The sequence below is a fragment of the Halobacterium sp. CBA1132 genome, assembly GCF_001485535.1.
In the GTDB taxonomy this organism is placed as follows: Archaea; Halobacteriota; Halobacteria; order Halobacteriales; family Halobacteriaceae; genus Halobacterium.
This window is the reverse complement of sequence record NZ_BCMZ01000001.1, coordinates 829517-846616: the sequence shown is the minus strand read 5'-3', so window position 1 is coordinate 846616 and position 17100 is coordinate 829517. Positions and strand designations below refer to the sequence as shown.

General features: G+C 68.2%; 20 protein-coding genes. 14 read left to right on the top strand and 6 right to left on the bottom strand.

Going from position 1 to position 17100, the window contains the following annotated elements:
- Nucleotides 1-270: 270 nt before the first annotated feature.
- Complete coding sequence (locus tag AVZ66_RS04430; protein WP_058982200.1) at nt 271-1131, bottom strand: 3-hydroxyacyl-CoA dehydrogenase family protein; 861 nt, start codon at nt 1129-1131, stop codon at nt 271-273.
- Nucleotides 1132-1215: 84 nt separating this feature from the next.
- On the opposite strand from AVZ66_RS04430, the gene AVZ66_RS04425 reads away from it, so the two are divergent.
- From AVZ66_RS04425 to AVZ66_RS04395, 7 genes are all read left to right on the top strand, one after another.
- Entirely contained in the window at nt 1216-1896 is a 681-nt protein-coding gene (locus AVZ66_RS04425; protein WP_058982199.1) for a helix-hairpin-helix domain-containing protein, read from the top strand.
- A gap of 94 nt (nt 1897-1990) precedes the next feature.
- Complete coding sequence (locus AVZ66_RS04420) at nt 1991-2782, top strand: class I fructose-bisphosphate aldolase (protein WP_058982196.1); 792 nt, start codon at nt 1991-1993, stop codon at nt 2780-2782.
- Complete coding sequence (locus AVZ66_RS04415) at nt 2782-3627, top strand: class 1 fructose-bisphosphatase (protein ID WP_058982193.1); 846 nt, start codon at nt 2782-2784, stop codon at nt 3625-3627. The genes AVZ66_RS04420 and AVZ66_RS04415 overlap by 1 nt, the downstream gene beginning before the upstream one ends.
- 29 nt (nt 3628-3656) lie before the next feature.
- The gene (locus AVZ66_RS04410; protein ID WP_058982191.1) at nt 3657-4346 is read left to right on the top strand and encodes an SOS response-associated peptidase; all 690 of its coding nucleotides are present in this window, start codon (nt 3657-3659) and stop codon (nt 4344-4346) included.
- 256 nt (nt 4347-4602) lie between these two features.
- On the top strand, nt 4603-5367 hold the full coding sequence (locus AVZ66_RS04405; protein ID WP_058982189.1) for a winged helix-turn-helix domain-containing protein: 765 nt from the start codon (nt 4603-4605) through the stop codon (nt 5365-5367).
- An 86-nt stretch (nt 5368-5453) separates the two neighbouring features.
- Nucleotides 5454-6431, top strand: a complete 978-nt coding sequence (locus AVZ66_RS04400; protein WP_058982188.1) for an aldo/keto reductase — start codon at nt 5454-5456, stop codon at nt 6429-6431.
- Between the two features lies 1 nt (nt 6432).
- Nucleotides 6433-6849 carry a DUF123 domain-containing protein gene (locus AVZ66_RS04395; RefSeq protein WP_058982186.1) on the top strand — a complete coding sequence of 139 codons (417 nt, stop codon included), beginning with the start codon at nt 6433-6435 and terminating at the stop codon, nt 6847-6849.
- A gap of 3 nt (nt 6850-6852) precedes the next feature.
- Here the strand turns inward: AVZ66_RS04395 and AVZ66_RS04390 are convergent, their stop codons facing one another.
- Complete coding sequence (locus AVZ66_RS04390; protein WP_058982184.1) at nt 6853-7509, bottom strand: hypothetical protein; 657 nt, start codon at nt 7507-7509, stop codon at nt 6853-6855.
- 198 nt (nt 7510-7707) lie between these two features.
- The gene (locus AVZ66_RS04385; RefSeq protein ID WP_058982183.1) at nt 7708-9351 is read right to left on the bottom strand and encodes a TrkA family potassium uptake protein; all 1644 of its coding nucleotides are present in this window, start codon (nt 9349-9351) and stop codon (nt 7708-7710) included.
- Nucleotides 9352-9421: 70 nt separating this feature from the next.
- Between AVZ66_RS04385 and AVZ66_RS04380 the strand changes: the two genes are divergently transcribed.
- The 6 genes from AVZ66_RS04380 (at nt 9422) to AVZ66_RS04355 (ending at nt 13989) form a co-directional block, all read left to right on the top strand.
- Nucleotides 9422-9838, top strand: coding sequence for a DUF4149 domain-containing protein (locus AVZ66_RS04380; protein ID WP_058982181.1), 417 nt, complete (start codon nt 9422-9424; stop codon nt 9836-9838).
- Between the two features lie 69 nt (nt 9839-9907).
- Nucleotides 9908-10246, top strand: a complete 339-nt coding sequence (locus AVZ66_RS04375; protein WP_058982179.1) for a multidrug efflux SMR transporter — start codon at nt 9908-9910, stop codon at nt 10244-10246.
- A gap of 93 nt (nt 10247-10339) precedes the next feature.
- On the top strand, nt 10340-12928 hold the full coding sequence (locus tag AVZ66_RS04370) for a heavy metal translocating P-type ATPase (RefSeq protein ID WP_058982177.1): 2589 nt from the start codon (nt 10340-10342) through the stop codon (nt 12926-12928).
- Between the two features lie 70 nt (nt 12929-12998).
- The gene (locus AVZ66_RS04365; protein ID WP_058982175.1) at nt 12999-13202 is read left to right on the top strand and encodes a heavy-metal-associated domain-containing protein; all 204 of its coding nucleotides are present in this window, start codon (nt 12999-13001) and stop codon (nt 13200-13202) included.
- A gap of 53 nt (nt 13203-13255) precedes the next feature.
- A complete protein-coding gene (locus tag AVZ66_RS04360) occupies nt 13256-13558 on the top strand; it encodes an archaellum operon transcriptional activator EarA family protein (RefSeq protein WP_058982173.1) in 303 nt (100 codons plus the stop codon).
- A gap of 146 nt (nt 13559-13704) precedes the next feature.
- Entirely contained in the window at nt 13705-13989 is a 285-nt protein-coding gene (locus AVZ66_RS04355; RefSeq protein WP_058982171.1) for a helix-turn-helix domain-containing protein, read from the top strand.
- A 58-nt stretch (nt 13990-14047) separates the two neighbouring features.
- Here the strand turns inward: AVZ66_RS04355 and AVZ66_RS04350 are convergent, their stop codons facing one another.
- The 3 genes from AVZ66_RS04350 to AVZ66_RS04340 all read right to left on the bottom strand — a co-directional run bounded on the left by AVZ66_RS04350 (nt 14048) and on the right by AVZ66_RS04340 (nt 16348).
- Nucleotides 14048-14419 carry a helix-turn-helix domain-containing protein gene (locus AVZ66_RS04350; protein ID WP_058982169.1) on the bottom strand — a complete coding sequence of 124 codons (372 nt, stop codon included), beginning with the start codon at nt 14417-14419 and terminating at the stop codon, nt 14048-14050.
- A gap of 89 nt (nt 14420-14508) precedes the next feature.
- Entirely contained in the window at nt 14509-14778 is a 270-nt protein-coding gene (locus AVZ66_RS04345; protein WP_058982167.1) for a hypothetical protein, read from the bottom strand.
- 55 nt (nt 14779-14833) lie between these two features.
- Nucleotides 14834-16348 carry a cryptochrome/photolyase family protein gene (locus AVZ66_RS04340; RefSeq protein ID WP_058982165.1) on the bottom strand — a complete coding sequence of 505 codons (1515 nt, stop codon included), beginning with the start codon at nt 16346-16348 and terminating at the stop codon, nt 14834-14836.
- A gap of 102 nt (nt 16349-16450) precedes the next feature.
- On the opposite strand from AVZ66_RS04340, the gene AVZ66_RS04335 reads away from it, so the two are divergent.
- Nucleotides 16451-17068: a uracil-DNA glycosylase family protein gene (locus AVZ66_RS04335; protein ID WP_058982164.1), complete on the top strand. Its 618-nt coding sequence runs from the start codon at nt 16451-16453 to the stop codon at nt 17066-17068.
- Nucleotides 17069-17100: the final 32 nt, after the last annotated feature.

Genomic DNA, 17100 nt, shown 5'->3' with positions numbered 1-17100 from the left:
GGAAAAAGCACTCCTCGTTCACTCCGCGCTCTTCGAGCGCTCCGTTCACTCGTCGGCCTGCGCTCGTTCGCGTTGCTCACTCGAGCAGGGAACCGCTCGCCTCGGGCTCTATCGAGCCGCGAGGCTCGCGGATGCTTGCTGTTGCTACTCGCGTAGGTTCAAGTAGGAGAGTGGGACCAATCCGGGCCGTGACCTGAACGTCGCCCGGTGCGTCAGGATGTGGAACGGCGGCAGCGCGCACCGGGAGGACTCGCCGCCTGCAAGCCCCTGTTATTCGTACTCGTAGAAGCCCTTGCCCGTCTTCTTCCCGAGGTCGCCGGCGTCGACCTTGCGCTTGAGGAGGTACGCCGGCTTGTAGCGGTCGCCGAGTTCCTCGTGGAGCGTCTGGCTGGCGTCCAGACAGATGTCGAGGCCGATGTGGTCGGCAAGTTCGAGCGGCCCCATCGGGACGTTCGTGCCGAGTTCCATTCCCTTGTCTATGTCCTCCTTCGTGGCGACATCCTCGTCGAACGCGCGGATGCCCTCGTTGATCCACGGCATCAGGATGCGGTTCGTGACGAACCCGGGTTTGTCGTCTGACTCCCACGTCTCCTTGTCGAGCGCCTCGGCGAAGTCGTGTGCGAGTTCGACCGCCGCCTCGCTGGTCTTCTCGCCGACGACGACCTCCACGCCGGTCATGATAGGGACTGGGTTCATGAAGTGGAGGCCGATCACGCGGTCCTCGCGGTCGGTCACGGACGCGATGGTCGTAATCGAGAGCGTCGACGTGTTCGTCGCCAGCGGCACGTCGTCGTCGAGTTCGTCGTCGAGGTCGGCGAAGATGTCCTGCTTGATGTCCATGTCTTCGACGGCGGCCTCCACGACGAGGTCCGCGTCGTCGAAGTCAGCGAGTTCGGTCGTGCCCTCGATGCGGTCGAGGATGGCGTCACGTTCGTCAGCATCGATTTTGTCTTTTCCGACGAAGCGGTCGAGGGAGTCCTCGATGCGTTCGAAGCCAGCCTCGACGTACTCCGTCTCGATGTCCCGCATCACGACGTCGTAGCCGGCGGTCGCGGCGACCTGTGCGATGCCGGCGCCCATCGTGCCGGCGCCGACGACGCCGACGGTGTCGATGTCTCGGAGGTCTCGCATGGGTGCGACTGCGACGTTCGGTCACCTAAGCGTGCCGGAACGTGGAAACACTCAAGCACCTTCGGGAGCTTCGTCCCAGCAACTGTGGCAGACGAGGACACGCGGACCGCGTTGCTGTCGCTGAAGTGTGTCGGACCAGCGACCGCGGACGTCCTCACTGACGCTGGCATCGACGCGGGCGACCTCGAATCGAAGGCCGTCTCGCACGCCGAACTCGTCGACGCCGGCGTCAATCCCGGGGTCGCCGCGCGCATCCGGCGAGAGCACTCCCTGCAGTGGTCGTTCGAGGGCGGCCAAGACCTCGACCGCCGCGCCGAGCAGGTGCGGGGGCTGCACGACGACGAGCGCGAGTGGGTCGCCGCGAGCTACGACGACGACGAGGCGTCCGCGGACGGCAGCGGGGCGGCGTCAGCCGAGGAGTCGGCGTGGCAGAAACAGCCCTCGACAGCCAGCGGCGGCGCCGAGTCCGACGCCGACGAGATTGAGGACGAGACAGCGTGGCGCGAGCGGTCGTGGCCGAACGGCGACGACCACGACGCGTCGCCCGAGCGCGACGAGCGCGAGTGGCGCGAGCAGTCGACGCCGACGCCCGTGACCGCTCTAGAGGGTGTAGACGCTCGCGACGCGGAACTGCTGGCTCGGGCGGGCGTCACCTCGGTTCGGAGCCTCGCGACTGCGCACGTCGAGCACGTCGCGGACTCGTTGGGTGTCTCCGAGTCGGCGGTCGCGGCGTGGAAGCGCGCTGCCGTCGAACACGAACAGTAGTTACTCGGAGTGCAGTAAATATGCGGAATTCAGACGGCTCGCGGCGGCTCGCGGACAGTTAGACACTTATACGTCCTCGCCGCACGTGCAGTTGATGCGTCCCTTCGAGGACTCTCCAATTTCGCGCGACGGGAAGGTACTGATTCTGGCGTACGACCACGGACTCGAACACGGCCCGGTGGACTTCGAGGAAGTGCCCGAGACGATGGACCCGGGCGTCGTCTGGGACATCGCGACCCACGACGCGGTGTCGGCGATGGCCACGCAGAAGGGTATCGCGGAGGCGTACTATCCCTCCTACGAGGACGACGTGAACCTGCTCGCGAAGCTCAACGGCACGTCGAACCTCTGGATGGGCGAACCCGACTCCGCGGTGAACTGGACGGTCGAGTACGCCGCCGAACTCGGCGCGGACGCAATCGGGTTCACGCTGTACGGCGGCTCGAACCACGAAATCGAGATGGCCGAGGAGTTCCGAACGGCACAAGAGGCCGCTCGGGACTACGATCTCCCGGTGGTGATGTGGTCGTACCCGCGCGGGCAGGGCCTCAAGGACGACACGTCCCCGGAGACCATCGCGTACGCGGCGCGGCAGGCGCTGGAACTCGGTGCGGACGTCGCGAAGGTGAAGTACCCGGGTAGTACCGACGGAATGGCGCACGCCGTCGACATGGCAGGGCCGACGGACGTGGTGATGTCCGGCGGGTCGAAGACCAGCGACCGCGACTTCCTCGAATCCGTGAAGGGCGCCGTCGACGCGGGCGCGAAGGGGCTGGCAGTCGGCCGGAACGTCTGGCAGCGCGAGGAGCCCGAACCGTTCCTCGACGCGCTCGAAGCGGTCATCTACGAGGAGACGAGCGTCGACGAGGCGCTCGACCGCATCTGATGGTCGTCGAGGAAGTCTTCGACGTGGTGGCGGACGCCGCCCCCGAAATCCGTGATGGGCTCCCGGAGCGGCGCGCGAAGGCGGCGACGGAGAACGTCACCGGGGACGTCCAGTTGGAGGCGGACGTGTGGGCCGACGACCTGCTGTTCGAGCGGTTCGCGGCTGTCGACGGCGTGAACTGGTACGCCAGCGAGGAGCGCGACGACCTCGAAGTCGTCGGGGACGCCGACGACGGGTACGCCGTCGCCGTCGACCCGCTCGACGGCTCCTCGAACGTCAAGTCGAACAACCCCTGCGGGACGGTGTTCGGCGTCTACGACGAGCGCCTGCCGGCGTCGGGCCGGAGCCTCGTCGCCGCGGGATTCGTGTTGTACGGGCCGACGACGACGATGACGGTCGCTCGCGACGACGGCGTCACCGAGTACCTCGTGGAAGCCGACGGGCGCACGGACCTCGGGTCCGTCTCGCTCCCCGACGACCCCGTCGTGTACGGGTTCGGGGGGCGCGTGCCCGACTGGACCGCGGACTTCGAGTCGTTCGTCCGCGACGTCGAGGACGACCTGAAGCTCCGGTACGGCGGCGCGATGATTGCGGACGTAAACCAAGTGCTGACGTACGGTGGGGTCTTCGGGTATCCCGGACTGCAGTCCCGGCCGGAGGGGAAACTGCGCGCGCACTTCGAGTCGATGCCCATCGCGTTCGTCGTCGAGCAGGCCGGCGGCGCGTCCACGGACGGGTCGCAGTCGCTGTTGGACGTCGAACCCGAGCGCCTCCACGAGCGCGTGCCGACGTTCGTCGGGAACGACGCGGTCGTCGAGGACCTCGAAGCCGCGCTACCGGACTGACTTTTAGCGTTCGGTCCCTCCCTTCGAGTATGTGTGGCCGGTACGCGCTGTTCAGTGACCCGAGCGAACTCGCCGCCGAGTTCGGCGTCGACGACGCCAGCTACGAGGCGACGTACAACGCCGCGCCCTCGGAGGACCTTCCCGTCCTCCTCGACGAGGACCCGACCGAGTTCTCGACGGCGCGCTGGGGGCTGGTACCGTCGTGGTCCGACGGGCCGAACGAGGGCCCGGACCCCATCAACGCCCGCGCGGAGTCGCTGACCGAGAATCGATTGTTCGCGGAGGCGTACCGGCAGCGCCGGTGTCTGGTGCCCGTGGACGGGTTCTACGAGTGGACGGAGACCGGGGACGGCAAGCGGCCGTACTTCGTCTCACGGGCCGACGGCCGGCCGATGTTGCTGGCGGGGCTGTGGGAGACGTGGACGCCCGAGCAAAAACAGACCGGGCTCGGGGAGTTCGGTGGCGGCGGCCCGAGCCGCGAGGCCGAGCCGGTGCGGTCGTTCACCGTCGTGACGACCGAGCCGAACGACTTCCTCGCGGACTACCACCACCGGATGGCAGTCGTCCTCGACGCCGCGACCGGCCAGCGGTGGCTATCCGCCGAGGACCCCACGGACCTCCTCGAACCGAGCGACGTCGACCTGCAGGCGTGGCCGGTCTCCGAGGCGGTGAACAATCCGGCCAACGACCGCCCGGAACTCGTCGAGTCGGTCGCGTAGCTGTCCAGTCGCGCTCACGGACCAGTGCGGTCGCTGTAGAGAATCACGTTGTCGCTCCGATAGCCGCCGGTGAAAGCACCGACGGCGTGGAGCATGTCAGAGGCACAGCCGGTGTTCGTACACCAGCAGGTTACTGTCGTTACGCGGTCTCCTTCACGTTACCGTTTGCACACCTCCGCAGGTTTCGGGGCGGAGTGATAACTCTAGTGGTCATTTATATGCGTGTAGTGGTACGTGGCAACTGTTCGATGAGACGATGACCGAGGACGACGCCACCGCGTTGCTCGCCCGACGCGCGCACTTGTTGCGCTCGCTCCGCGACGGACCGCGGCCGAAACAGGATCTCGTGGCCGCGCAGTCGATGTCGCGGTCGACGGTCGACCGGGCGGTTCGCACGCTCGAAGCGCGCGGGTTCGTGGAACGCAACGGCGGCGTCGCGCTCACGCTCCGCGGGCGGCTCGCGCTGGACGCCTACGACGAGTTCGTGGAGACGCTCGACGCGCTAGAAGAGGCGGGTGGACTGCTGGACGTGCTGCCGGCGGACGCGACAGTCGACAGCGCGCTGTTGCACGGCGCGAACGTCGTCCAGTCGGACCCGGTAGCGCCCCAGCGCCCGTACGTCACGTACCAGTCTATCGTCGAGGACGCGACCGCAGTCCGGGGGTTCGCGCCCGCGGTCCTCGACGAGAACGTCTCGCGGTTCCACGACCGCATCGTGGACGGGCGAGCGCGCGTCGACTTGACCGTCGCGCCGGCGGCGCTCGACGAACTGCTCTCCTCGCACGCGGACGTCATCGAGGACGCGCTGGACACGGGTCGGCTGACGCTCCGGGAGGCGACCACGGTGCTGGACTACGCGCTCGTGGTCGTCGAGCAGCCCGAGCGCACGGTCGCCTGCGCGCTCTTCTTCGACGACCACGGCATCGCCGGCATGGTCGAGAACGACGAACCGCACGCCGTCGAGTGGGCCGACGAGGTGTACGAGTCGATTCGCGCGGACGCCGACCTCCTCCATGGGTAGTCGCACGGACGGCAGCGAGTAGCGCTGTCGAACCCTCGACGACCGGTTGGCGAACGCCTTTGGGCCGCGCGGCCGACGCTCCCCCTATGGAGTACACGACACTCGGCGACACCGGGATGGAAGTCTCACGCATCTGTCTGGGCTGCATGAGCTTCGGCTCCTCGGAGTGGCGGCCGTGGGTGCTGGACGAGGAGGACGCGCGCCCCATTATCGAGCGCGCCATCGAGTTGGGGGTGAACTTCTTCGATACGGCGAACATGTACTCCGAGGGCGAGAGCGAGCGCGTGCTCGGGAACGTGCTCGCGGACTACGACCGCGACGACCACGTCGTCGCGACGAAGGGGTACTTCCAGATGGACGCCGAGAACCCGAATTCGGGCGGGCTCTCCCGGAAGGCAATCGAGCAGGAGTTGGAGAACTCGCTGGACCGACTGGGGATGGAGACGGTGGACCTCTACCAGACCCACCGCTGGGACTACGACACGCCCATCGACGAGACGCTCGCGGCGCTCACGGACGCGGTGCGCCGGGGGAAGACCCGCTACATCGGCGCGTCCTCACAGTGGGCGCACCAATTCGCGGACGCGCTCCACACGAGCGACGTGTCGGGCTACGAGCGGTTCGTGACGATGCAGAACCACTACAACCTCGTCTACCGGGAGGAGGAGCGCGAGATGCTGCCGCTCTGCGAGAAGGAGGGCGTCGGCGTAATGCCGTGGTCGCCGCTCGCGCGCGGCTACCTCACGCGGCCCCACGAGGACGTCAAAGCCACCCAGCGCGGTGAGAGCGAGAAGCGCCTCTACGAGCACCCCTATCGGGAGGGCGGCGGCCCCGAAATCAACGAGCGTGTGCAGGAGCTCGCCGACGAGAAGGACGTGAAGATGGCCCAAATCGCGCTCGCGTGGCTGTTCCACAAGGACCGCGTGGACGCGCCCATCGTCGGCACGACGAGCGTCGAACACCTCGAAGACGCCGTCGAAGCCCTCGACATCGACCTCTCGGACTCCGACATCGAGTACCTCGAAGCGCCGTACGAGCCGGTGCGGGTCTCCGGGCACGAGTGAGATGGCGCCGGGGACGTACACGCTGCTGGTGGAACTCGCGGCGCCGGCGACCGTGGCGTTCGGCGCGAAGGGCGAATACGACCTCGACGCGGGCTGGTACGCGTACACGGGCAGCGCGTTCGGCGCAGGTGGACTCGGACGCGTCGAGCGCCACCGCCGCCTAGCTCGGGGCGAGTCAGATACCCGCCACTGGCACGTCGACTACCTGCTCGGCCACCCTGCGGCGAGCGTCGACGCGGTCTACGTCACCGAACACGAGGACGTGGAGTGCGAAACCGCACGCGCGTTGAACGATGCAGGGGGCGCGGTCGCTGGGCTGGGTGCGTCGGACTGCGGGTGCGTCGCACACCTCGCGTACAGTTCGCAGCGAGAATCAATCGCGGACATCGCGGCCGCGCGCCACGAACGCCGGGCGTAGAAGTTACTCGACGGGCGTCCACTCGGTCGGCGTGCCCGAGATGCCGCGCACGCGGACCTCGCGGTCGCCGTCGTCGGTCAGCCGGACGTCGACCACGCCGTCGAACAGCTGGCTGATGGTGTTGATGGTCTGGTCGTCGTGGCTCTCCGGGTCCACGGAGAACACGCCCAGCCAGCCCTGGGACTGTATCTGACTCGTGAACACGTGGAGGAACCGGAAGAGCCGCTGGAGGTCGACGTACATCAGGAGGGGTGACAGCGAGTCGAAGCCGACGCGGAGCCGGTCGACGCCCGCGTCGTTGGCGCTGCGTGCGACCTCCGAGAATTCGATTCCCATCCCCGTCAAGTCACCGGGAGAGGAGACGTAGTGGGTGTTGTCGCCGTTCGTAGCGCTGCCGCTCTGCGCGCTGACGCAGTCGATGATGCGGAGGAACTGCGGCTCCGCGTCGACCGCGTCGGCGTACTCGGTGGCCACCTCGTCGGCCGGGTCGCGCGCGGTGACGATGACAGCGCCGTCGCCGTCCGCTTCACCGCGCGCCAGCAGCGACAGGAGGAGGTCGCGCTTACCGGACATCGCCGGACCGCTCAACAGGAGGTTCGTGCCGTCGTCGAACCCCGAGACCAGCCCGGTGGGGAGCACCCCGTCGACGTTGTACGTCATTTGTACGAGCGAAACCGACAACACGTCGGCTTGTTCCGCTTGCTGATAGTTGGGTGGAGGCACATAAGTATGTGCGGAATGCGCGGGGCTGCACCGGTTTCAGCCGTCCGAGACCCGGTACAGGGCGTCTCCGTGGCGTCGCGGCTTGAGACGCCGCCACCGCCGACGTGTCACTTCTAAAATCGTTATCGGGCGTGGTCACGGAGGACCGGCGTGGACGCCCGCGACCTCGTTGAACCGCGCGACGTCGGCGTCCGCGCCGACCACGACCAGCGCGTCCCCCTCGCGAATCCGGAAGTCGGCGTCCGGCTGGGAGCGCACTTCGTCGCCGCGCTGGACCGCGACCACCGTACAGCCGGTGCGAGCGCGGACGTCAGCGCCCGCGAGCGTCTTCCCGACGAGCGCCGGGGCTTCCGTTCGCACCACGTCGATTTGCTTGTCGAGAGCCATCACGTCCTCGTCGAGGATGGTCTGGGCGAGCATCCGGCCCGCGACGGTCGCCAGCGACAGCACGTAGTCCGCGCCCGCGGCGTACAGTTTGCGCGCGCTCTCGGTGTCGTTCGCCCGGCAGAGAATCTCCACGCGCTCGCTCTCCTCGCGGGCGACCAGCGTCGCGAACACCGTCGACGTGTCGTCGCCGAGCGCGAGCACGAGCGCGGACGCGTCCTCGATGCCCGCGCTGCGCAGCGTCCCACCCTCGGTGGCGTCTCCGACGATGTCCACGCCGGGGCGGTCCTCGACGTCCACGACCGTCGTGTCGATGTCGGCCTCGTCGAGCGCTTCGCGGACGGTCGACCCGACTTCACCGTAGCCCGCGACGACGACGTGGCCGTCGCCCTGCTCGTCCGTGGGCGCGAGCGTGCGCGCCTCGAAGGCTTCGAGGTCGGCGTCGCGGCCGGCGACCAGCAACACCGTGTTGCGCGTGAGTTCTCTGTGGGGGTCCAGCGAGCCGACGAACTCGCCGGCGAACCACGCGCCGACCGCGTTGACGCCGCCGGGTTCGAGGAGGTCGGTGTCGCCGAGCGTGGCGCCGTCGAGGTCGCTGCCGTACTGAATCGGCATCTCCACGATTTCGAAGTTCTCGCCGATTTCGACCGCGTCCCCGAGCCGCGAGGTGATGGAGGTGGTGACGTTGCGCGCGAGGCTGCGCCCGAGAATCTCGCGCGGGCCGAGCACGCGGTCGGCGCCCGCGTACCGGAGGTACTCCGAGAGCGACGGGTCCTCGACGAAACACACCGTCTGGACGTCGGGCGCGAGGTCACCGACGGTCAACGCGATGGTGGCGTTGCGCTCGTCGCTCTCGTCGAGGACGATGGTGCGGGCGTCCGCGACGTCCACGCGTTCGAGGCCGCGCTCGGTCTCCGGGTCGCCGTGGACCGCCGGCCAGCCGTCCTCGTACAGCGAGAGCGCGGTGTCGCGGTCGTCAGTGAGGACGACGTACTCGACACCCTGCGCGTCCAGTTCCGCGGCGAGGGTCTCGTCGCGCGCGCCGAACCCGCAGATGACGACGTGGTCTTCGAGGTCGACGCTGCGCAGCGGTTCGACTTCGAGGCGCTCCTCGATCCACGGCACGACGAACAGCGGCAGCGTCAGGAAGATGAGGAAGACGCCGCTGAGCTGCATCACCACCACGGTCACGAGCATCACGGTCGACGTCCACGGCGCGAACTCGCCGTACCCCGTCGTGGTGAACGTCTGCGCGACGAACTGCAGCGACTGGAGGTAGGAGAGTTCGCGGCCCTCGAAGAACGCCATCCCGTGCTTGAACGCGACGGTGTACGTCGCCGCGACGGCCGCAAGGAGCCCGGTGTACGCGAGCACGCGGCGCCCCTGTCTCGACATCGCCGTATCGTACCTGCGCCGTCGACTTAAACCCCGAACGTTGAGAAGGCTGGCCGCCCAGAGTCCTGACATGAGTGTCGCCTCCCTCCTCGTACACGCCGCGCTCGGCGCGTGGCTCGGCAGCATCGTCTTCTTCTCGTTCGTCGCCGCGCCCGCGCTGTTCGACGAACTCGGCGAGGAGCGCGCGGGAGACGCCGTGAACGTCGTCTTCCCGCGGTACTACTCGTTCGGCATCTGGATGGGCGCCGTCGCGCTCGTCGTGTGGGCGCTGGGGCCGTCGGTCGCGTCCGTCCCGGAACCGCCGCTCGTCGCTGACGTGGGCGTGGTGGCGGCGTTCCTCGCGAACCTCTACGCGCGCTACCAACTGATTCCGAAGATGGAGGCCGCCGGCTCGGACGCGTTCGCGCGCTACCACAAGCAGTCGGTCGGCCTGAACCTCGTCTCGCTCGTCGGTGTCGCGGCCGCGTTCGTGGTTCTGCACCTCTGAGTCGGGTCGCGTTCTCGTCGCGTGCAGCGCGACCGAACTGTTATTTTCGGCGGGAGCGACCGCCAGCGCATGAACGCGTACGTGTATCTGGCGTCGGCCATCGCCGCCGAAATTGCGGGGACGGCCGCGCTGAAGTTCTCGGACGGCTTCTCGAACCCCGTCGCCTCGGGCGTCGTGGTCGTCGCCTACCTCGGTTCGTTCTACTTCCTCGGGCGCACACTGGAGACGCTGCCCGTCGGACTGGTGTACGCGACGTGGTCGGCGGTCGGTATCGTCGGTGCGGTCGGCACCGGCGTGGTGTTCTTCGACGAGCGCGTGGACGCCGCCGCTGTCCTCGGCATCGCGTTGCTGTTGACCGGCGTGTTCGTGTTGAACGTCGTCTCCGAGAGCTACGCGCCCGCCCACTGACGCCGCGGACTTCGGATTCCAAAGTCCGACACCCCGATAGCCGAACGTTCGAATGGACAAGTCGCTTGAACGGTTAGGACGTACTAGCACGTAATGACAGCGCGTAGAATCCACCTCGATGTCTCCGGGATGACGTGCGCGAACTGCGCGTCCACGGTCGCGGACGCGGTCACCGCTCTCGACGGCGTCCGCGACGCCGACGTGAACTTCGCCACTGACGGCGGCACCGTCGAGTACGACGCCGACGAGGTGTCGCTGGGCGAGATTTACGCGGCCATCGAGGACGCGGGCTACGACCCCGTGGACGACGACCGGACGATTGCCGTGACGGACATGTCGTGTGCGAACTGCGCGACCACAATCGAGGACGCGGTGGGCGACGTGGCCGGCGTCGTCTCGGTGGACGCGAACTACGCCACCGACGAGGTGAGCGTCCGCTACAACCCCGCCGATGTCGACTTCGACGCGGTCTACGACGCCATCGAGGACGCCGGCTACACGGCCGTCCGCGAGGACGACAGCGAGGACGGCGAGAGCGCCAGCGACGGGCAGAGCGCCGCCGACGCAGCCCGGGAAGCCGAGACCCGACACCAGCGTAACCTCACGCTGTTCGGCGCACTGCTGTCCGCGCCGCTGCTGTTCTTCGTCGCGGAGACGCACCTGCTGGGCGGCGGCGTCCTCCCGGAGACCGTCTTCGGCGCGCCCTTCGGCTGGGTGGAGTTCCTGCTCGCGACGCCCGTCTACGTCGTGCTCGGCCGCGAGTTCCTCGAGAACTCCTACAAAGCCGTCGTGAAGAACGGGACCGCGAACATGGACGTGCTCATCGCGCTCGGCTCCACCACGGCGTACGTCTACTCCATCGTCTCGCTGCTCGGAATACTGCCGGGAGCGGGCCTGTACTTCGACACGGCGGCGCTCATTCTCGTGTTCATCACGCTCGGGAACTACCTCGAAGCGCGCTCGAAGAGCCAAGCCAGCGACGCCCTCCGGAAGCTCCTGGAGATGGAGGCCGACACCGCGACCGTCGTCCGCGAGGACGGCAGCGAGGAGGAGATTCCGCTGTCGGACGTGACGGTCGGCGACCGCATGAAGGTCCGTCCGGGCGAGAAGATTCCGACGGACGGCGTGGTCGTCGACGGCGAGTCCGCGGTCGACGAGTCGATGGTCACCGGGGAGTCGGTCCCCGTCTCGAAGGAACCGGGCGACGAGGTGGTCGGCTCGACAGTCAACGAGAACGGCGTGCTCGTCGTCGAAGCGACGAAGGTCGGCGAGGACACCGCCATCCAGCAGATCGTCCAGACGGTCAAGGAAGCCCAGTCCCGCCAGCCCGAGATTCAGAACGTCGCGGACCGCATCTCCGCGTACTTCGTGCCCGCGGTCATCGGCAACGCCATCCTCTGGGCGGTCGTCTGGTACGCCTTCCCCGACGCACTCGCGGGGTTCGTGGAGGCGCTGCCGCTGTGGGGCGTCGTCGTCGGCGGCCCCGCCGCGGTCGGCGTCTTGGAGTTCAGCGTCGTCGTGTTCGCGTCCGCGGTACTCATCGCGTGTCCCTGCGCGCTCGGGCTCGCGACGCCGGCGGCGACGATGGTCGGGACGAGCATCGGCGCGCAGAACGGCGTCCTGTTCAAGGGCGGCGACGTGCTCGAACGCGTCCGTGACGTCGACACGGTCGTCTTCGACAAGACGGGCACGCTCACCACCGGCGAGATGGAGCTGACGGACGTGGTCGCCGTCGCGGGCGACGAGGACGCGGCCCCGGACGGCGGCGCGGCCGCGACGGCCGACACCGAGCCAGTCGACGAGTCGTTCGTCCTGCGGATGGCGGCCGCGGCGGAGTCCGGCAGCGAGCACCCGCTCGCCGCCGCCATCGTCGAGGGCGCCCGCGAGCGCGGCGTGGAGGTCGGCGACGCGGAGGCGTTCGAGAACGTCCCCGGACAGGGCGTGCGAGCCACCGTCGACGGGCGCGAGGTGCTCGTCGGCAACCGCAAACTCCTCGAAGACGCGGGCGTGGATGTCGCGCCCGCGGCCGAGGAGATGGAGCGCCTCGAACGCGAGGGGAAGACCGCGATGCTGGTCGCCGTCGACGGCCGCGTCGCCGGCGTCGTCGCGGACGCCGACACCGTCAAGGAGTCCGCCGAGCGCGCCGTCGGGGCGCTCCGCGAGCGCGGCGTCGACGTCCACGTGATTACGGGCGACAACGAGCGGACCGCGCGCGCCGTCGCCGAGCAGGTCGGCGTCGACCCCGCGAACGTCCGCGCGAGCGTGCTCCCCGACGAGAAGGCCGACGCCGTCGACGACATCCAAGCGAACGGCACGCAGGCGATGATGGTCGGCGACGGCGTCAACGACGCGCCCGCGCTGGCGACGGCGTACGTCGGCGTCGCCATCGGTTCGGGGACGGACGTGGCCATCGAGGCCGCGGACGTGACGCTGATGCGCGACGACCCCTACGACGTCGTGAAAGCCATCCGCGTCAGCGAGGGGACGCTCTCGAAAATCAAGCAGAACCTCTTCTGGGCGCTGGGCTACAACACTGCGATGATTCCGCTGGCGTCGCTGGGCCTGCTCCAGCCGGTGCTGGCGGCAGTGGCGATGGCTATCTCCAGCGTGAGCGTGCTGACGAACAGCCTGCTGTTCCGGCGGTATTCCCCGGACGAGGACTACCGGCTGTTTGGTCGATAGCGAGGGCGAATCGGCGGCTTCGCGGACAGCCGAAAAACCCTAGCCGGGGGGCCGTGTACGTGCTGTCGGCATGACGACGACACTCACCGTCGAAGGCATGGGCTGTGCGGGCTGCGAGGACATCGTGGAGAACGCGCTGTCCGGGGTGGACGGCGTCGAGGGGGCAACTGTGGACCACGAAGACGGCGTCGCGACGGTAGAGGGCGACGCCGACGCCGAGTCGCTGTTGCAGGCCGTGGAGTTCGCGGGCTACGAAGCGGAACTCGACGAGTAGTCGATTAAGTTAGCGGCGAAATAGTTATAATTTTACGAAGAGTTGGGTCGGGTATGGGACAGCGAGACGAGACGACGGGATTCCAGCGGGACATCCTCTGCGTGCTCTGCGGGCTCGACGACCCGAAGGGCATGGAGATTCAGTCGGAACTGGAGGAGTACTACGGCTCGGAGGTGTTGCACGCCCGCGTCTACCAGAACCTCGACTCGCTGGCCGAGCGCGGCCTCGTCGAGAAGGGCGAACGCGACTCTCGGACGAACTACTACCGCATCACGGACGCGGGCCACGACGCCATCGAGAACATCCTGAACTGGAAGGGCACGTACATCGAAAGCATCGAAGCGGACACCGTCTAGGCGCGCTGCACCCCTGGTTTTTCGAGGGACGTCGCGCGTGGCCGCCGCTCGAGCACCGCGAATTAGGGGGGCGGTTACCGGGTGGTAAGTGGCTCACACATCCGTTACCGAGCGCTAAAGGGGGTGGCGGTCCACTGATAGAGTAGATGACGACGACCGACGAACTCGTTCAGGACCTCCCCCCGAGTGCGAAGCTCGTGCTGAAAGTACTGGAGTACAACGGCGGCCTCACGCAGAAGCAGATCGTCGAGAACTCCCGGCTGTCCCAGCGAACGGTTCGGGACGCCCTCGACCGTCTGCAGGAAGCCGACGTCGTGGAGAAGGACATCTACATTCCGGACGCTCGACAGAACCTCTACCGGCTCTCGCTCGACGAGAGCGAGGACGCCGAGGAGGAAGCCAAGCCGGAAGCCGAAGCCGTCCTCGACTAGCGGTCCAGCCGGTCGTCGCGTTTCCACACCCGCGGAGTCGCAGTGGCGTTCGCGGCGCTCAGACGAGTGACGCTGCTTCTTCGTCGACTGGTTCGAGGTGTTCGTTCCCCCAGTCTTCGAGTGCCGTCACCACCGGTTCCAGCGACTCCCCGAGTTCGGTGAGCGCGTACTCGACGCGGACTGGCTTCTCGCTGACGATGGTTCGGGAGACGACCTGTTTCTCTTCGAGGTCGTCGAGGCTCTCGGAGAGCACCTTGCTGGAGATGCCATCGACTTCCTCTTGGAGGGCGTTGAAGCCGAGCGGGCCGCGCGTGAGCAGCCGGTGGATGATGACGGGGTGCCACTTCTTCCCGACGAGCGACGCCGTCGCGGTAATCGAACACCAGCCGTCGCCGGGACACCAAGCGGGCAACTGCTCGGATTCACTCATAACTCCCGATAAGGCGGACCGCAAGTTAAGGCTACCTAACGATAGCCCGTTACCTAATCGTAATCGTCCCCACACTCCCGCGGACGCACTCAGGTCTCACCGCGACCGAACGGCGAGAGGCCGCGCCAGCCGGTGAGCGTGCCGATGTCGTCGACGACGTCTTCGAGCGCGCCGCGGGTTCGCTCGTCCCCGACGACCCACTCGCCGTCGCGCTCGACGGCTTCGACGGCGCGCTCGTCGGCCTCGTCGAAGTAGATAGCGACGCCCGCGGCGTCGACGCCGACGAGCCGCGTACCCTCGACACGCTCTGGAACGTCGGCCAGCGGCTCCGTGGTCGCGTCCGGGTTGATGGCTGCCATAGTCGACGGGAGCGCCGCCGCGCCCATGAACGGTGTGGCCGAACCCGGCGACGGCTCAGAGCTCCCCGGACTCGGCGAGCGAGCGGACCGCGTCCGCGCGCTCGCGAATCGCCGCGAGGTCGCCGGCGTCGCGCTTGTCGTCGAGGTGGCTGTAGACGAGCCCCATCCGGTGGTTCTCGCGGAGGTCGTCCTCGTGGTCGGCGAGGAACGCCCAGTAGAGGCTGTTCAGGGGGCAGGCGTCGGCGCCGGTCGTGCTGTCCGGGTCGTAGTGACAGCCCGCGCAGTAGTCGCTCATGCGGTCGACGTAGTTCGCGGACGCGGCGTACGGCTTCGTCGTGAACGCCGGCGTGCCGAACGACCCCATGCCGACGACGTTCGGCGTGACGACCCAGTGGAAGGCGTCCACGAACCCGCCGTAGAACCACTCGTTGAGCGCCTGCGGACTGGCGCCGTACAGCAGCGCGAAGTTCGACAGCACCATCAGCCGCTCGATGTGGTGGGTGTAGCCGCGGTCGTGGACGCGCCCGACGGCGGCGTTCAGGCACGCCATCTCGGTCGCGTCCGGGTCCCAGTACAGCGGCGGGAGCTCGCGGGCTTGGTCGAGCTGGTTCGCGTCCGCCAGCGCGGGCATCTCCCGGCGGTAGACGTGGCGCACGAACTCCCGCCAGCCGACAATCTGACGGACGAACCCCTCGATAGAGTGCAGCGGGATGTCGTCGCGCTCGCGGTACTCGGCAATCGCGGCGTCGACGACCGCCCCGGGGTCGAGCAGTCCGACGTTCAGCGCCGCCGACAGCAGGCTGTGGTCGAGGTGCCAGTCGTCGTCGAGCATCGCGTCCTCGTAGGGACCGAAGTCGGCGAGCCGGTGGTCGAGGAAGTCCGCGAGCGCGCGCTCCGCGTGCTCGCGAGTCACCGGCCAGTCGAAGCCCGCTGGGTCGCCCCACGTGTCGACCTCCGCGGCGACCCACGCCCGAACTTCGGGGGCGTGCTCGCCGTACTCGAAGTCGGGGAGTTCCGGACTCTCGTAGTCGTCGGGCGGCGTCTCGCGGTTCTGATCGTCGTAGTTCCACGCACCGCCCTCGGGGTCACCGTCGGTCATCAGATACCCCGTTTCGCGGCGCATCCAACGGTAGAACGCCTCGTGGCTGTAGGCGTCGCCGTCGCGCTCGTCCGCCCACGCGTCGAACGCGTCCGGCGAGCAGAGGAACTGCTCGTTCTCGACGACGCGCAGACTCCCGCCCCGTTGCTCGACGAGGCGCTGGAGGCGGTCGGCGGCGCCGTGAGTCGCGGGCCGCTGGACGACCAGTTCGTCGCCCGGGTACCGCTCGAAGTACGCGTCGAGGCCGTCGCCGAACGAGTCCGCGCGCTCGTATGCGACGTCGACGCCGGCGGCTCGCAGGTCGTCGGCGAGGTTGCGCATCGCCGCGAGCACGAGCGCGAGCTTCTGGGGGTGGTAGCGGCGCCGCTGCGCGAACTCGCTCGCCTCCACGAACAGGACTCGCTCGGGGTCGGCCGCGAGCGGGCCGCGCTCGCGGGAGAGCTGGTCGCCGAGCACCCAGACGGCGGTCATGGCGGGAGCCTCGGACGGAGCCGGGAAATGTCTGTGGGCGGGCGTCCGGCGACGCCGGCCAGTCTCGGACCGCTTAAGTCACGGTGTCGCTTACGCCGCGGCGTGCAGAACGTCACGGACCGAACGAGCAACCCGTTCGGCATGCAGCCGCCCTGCGAGTCGTTCGTCCCGGGGTACGGCGACGCGAACGCCGACTTCCACGTCGTCGGCGACCATCCGGGCGTCCACGGCGGCGCCGAGTCGGGCGTGCCGTTCACGGGAACCGACAGCGGCGAGCGCCTCCGGCGCTCGCTGACCGCGGCGGGCCTGCTCGACGACGACGGCGAGCCGGTGGAACTCTTCCTCTCGTATCTTCACTCCTGCGTCCCGGACGGCGACCCGACGGAACGCGACTACGTGGAGATGGAGCCGTTCTTCGACGCTGAACTTCGCGCCATCACCGCTCACGTCCTGCTCCCGGTGGGCGAGCGCGCGACCCGCCACGTCTTCGAGAACTACACCGCTATCGCCGCCGACGACCTGACGCTCGCGGACGTCCACGGCGAGGAACTCCACGGGAGCGGCTGGCTGGTCGTGCCCGCGCTCGACCCCAGCGAGTGGACCGACGACGACGAAGCCACGTACATCGACGCGCTGCGCGGCCTCCGCGAGACGGACTACCGACGCGAGGCCGACCTCGGGCGGTTCCTCGTCGGCCCCGAGTCCTACCGCGTCCGGTAGGCATACGCATTTGTCGGGGTGTCGCGTAGGGG

Coding starts and splice junctions, on each gene's coding strand:
- AVZ66_RS04430 (WP_058982200.1), bottom strand. CDS start 1,131: ATGCGAGACCTCCGAGACATCGACACCGTCGGCGTCGTCGGCGCCGGC.
- AVZ66_RS04420 (WP_058982196.1), top strand. CDS start 1,991: ATGCGTCCCTTCGAGGACTCTCCAATTTCGCGCGACGGGAAGGTACTG.
- AVZ66_RS04415 (WP_058982193.1), top strand. CDS start 2,782: ATGGTCGTCGAGGAAGTCTTCGACGTGGTGGCGGACGCCGCCCCCGAA.
- AVZ66_RS04410 (WP_058982191.1), top strand. CDS start 3,657: ATGTGTGGCCGGTACGCGCTGTTCAGTGACCCGAGCGAACTCGCCGCC.
- AVZ66_RS04405 (WP_058982189.1), top strand. CDS start 4,603: ATGACCGAGGACGACGCCACCGCGTTGCTCGCCCGACGCGCGCACTTG.
- AVZ66_RS04400 (WP_058982188.1), top strand. CDS start 5,454: ATGGAGTACACGACACTCGGCGACACCGGGATGGAAGTCTCACGCATC.
- AVZ66_RS04395 (WP_058982186.1), top strand. CDS start 6,433: ATGGCGCCGGGGACGTACACGCTGCTGGTGGAACTCGCGGCGCCGGCG.
- AVZ66_RS04390 (WP_058982184.1), bottom strand. CDS start 7,509: ATGACGTACAACGTCGACGGGGTGCTCCCCACCGGGCTGGTCTCGGGG.
- AVZ66_RS04385 (WP_058982183.1), bottom strand. CDS start 9,351: ATGTCGAGACAGGGGCGCCGCGTGCTCGCGTACACCGGGCTCCTTGCG.
- AVZ66_RS04380 (WP_058982181.1), top strand. CDS start 9,422: ATGAGTGTCGCCTCCCTCCTCGTACACGCCGCGCTCGGCGCGTGGCTC.
- AVZ66_RS04375 (WP_058982179.1), top strand. CDS start 9,908: ATGAACGCGTACGTGTATCTGGCGTCGGCCATCGCCGCCGAAATTGCG.
- AVZ66_RS04370 (WP_058982177.1), top strand. CDS start 10,340: ATGACAGCGCGTAGAATCCACCTCGATGTCTCCGGGATGACGTGCGCG.
- AVZ66_RS04365 (WP_058982175.1), top strand. CDS start 12,999: ATGACGACGACACTCACCGTCGAAGGCATGGGCTGTGCGGGCTGCGAG.
- AVZ66_RS04360 (WP_058982173.1), top strand. CDS start 13,256: ATGGGACAGCGAGACGAGACGACGGGATTCCAGCGGGACATCCTCTGC.
- AVZ66_RS04355 (WP_058982171.1), top strand. CDS start 13,705: ATGACGACGACCGACGAACTCGTTCAGGACCTCCCCCCGAGTGCGAAG.
- AVZ66_RS04350 (WP_058982169.1), bottom strand. CDS start 14,419: ATGAGTGAATCCGAGCAGTTGCCCGCTTGGTGTCCCGGCGACGGCTGG.
- AVZ66_RS04345 (WP_058982167.1), bottom strand. CDS start 14,778: ATGGCAGCCATCAACCCGGACGCGACCACGGAGCCGCTGGCCGACGTT.
- AVZ66_RS04340 (WP_058982165.1), bottom strand. CDS start 16,348: ATGACCGCCGTCTGGGTGCTCGGCGACCAGCTCTCCCGCGAGCGCGGC.